The organism is Nonomuraea lactucae (genome assembly GCF_003313395.1).
GTDB lineage: Bacteria > Actinomycetota > Actinomycetes > Streptosporangiales > Streptosporangiaceae > Nonomuraea > Nonomuraea lactucae.
The window spans coordinates 1-1,154 of the sequence record NZ_QNFZ01000454.1 but is presented as its reverse complement, the minus strand read 5'-3'; the positions used below and the strand labels follow the sequence as shown (position 1 = coordinate 1,154).

The 1,154-nt window shown below is 77.6% G+C and carries 1 pseudogene; it reads left to right on the top strand.

The features are described 5' to 3' along the window. Positions 1 to 1,154: pseudogene (locus DQW85_RS22605) on the top strand (hypothetical protein); the annotation flags it as partial.

The following is a 1,154-nucleotide window of genomic DNA, read 5'->3' as shown; positions in this document are numbered from 1 at the left end:
CGCCTGCCGTGGCCGCGGCGGCTGGCCGCCGTGACCGCCGGCCGGGCGCTGCTCGACGACCTGCGCGCCGCGCTCGGCTGGGCGGTCGAGTCCGGCAACGTACGTCTCGGGCTGCGGCTGTGCTTCCACAGCACGGGCCTGCTGCCGGTCAGCGGGCCCACGGACATCGTGGGCTGGGCCGAGCGGCTGCTGGCCCACGACCTGACCGGCGTGCCCGACGAGCAGATCGCCCAGGCCAAGGCCTACCTCGCGTACGGCCTGGAGGCCCGAGACGAGCTGGACCGCTCGCTGGAGCTGGCCACGGAGAGCATGGCGGGCCTCAAGAGCGCCGGCCCGTTCGCGCTGGGCGTGATGCACAGCCTCTGCGTCATGGTGCTGCTCCGCCTGGGCAGGCCGGACGAGGCGGTGCACCACGCGCGGGAGGGCCTGGCCCTGGCCGATGCCTCCGGCGACCCCTGGAACCAGGCGGCCGGCCACGCCGGGCTGTCGGCGGTGGCACTCGCCCGCGGCCGGCTGCGCGAGGCCCAGCGGCACGGTGAGCAGGCCATGGAACGAGCCCGCGAGCACGGCCACCGCTGGATCATGGCGCGGGTGGCTACGCAGCTCGGCGCGGTGGCCGAGGCCCGCGGCGACCTGGTGGCCGCCATGGCCCACTACGAGACGGCCGGGTCCTGGCTGCGGGAGCTCGACAGCGGGGTGGAGCTGGCCCGCTGCCTGGCCCGCGGCGGCAGGGTGGCGGCCATGCTCCGGGAGTTCCCGGCGGCCAGGGAGCGGCTGGGCCGCAGCATGTCGCTGAGCCGGCGCGCCGGCCAGCGGCAGGGCGTGGCCCGGTGCCTCGTCGGCCTGTCGGTGCTCGCCGAGGCGGAGGGTGATCTGGAGTCCGCCGTGCTGACCGCGGCCGCCGCCGTCAGCCTCCGCGAGGCGATCCGCCAGCACACTTTCCCCACCCGCGTCCAGGGGCTGCTCGCGCGCGCCCGTGGCAAGCTCGGCGAGGGGCGCACCGCGGTGCTCTGGTCCCAGGGCAGGGCGATGAGCCCTGACGACGCCGCCCGGCACGTCCTGGCGGACGAGCGGCTCGCCGGGGCGGTCCCGGAGCCGCTCACCGCCAGTTGCCCGCGGGGCCCCGAGCCGCTCGCCGCCGCGGGGCACCTGGG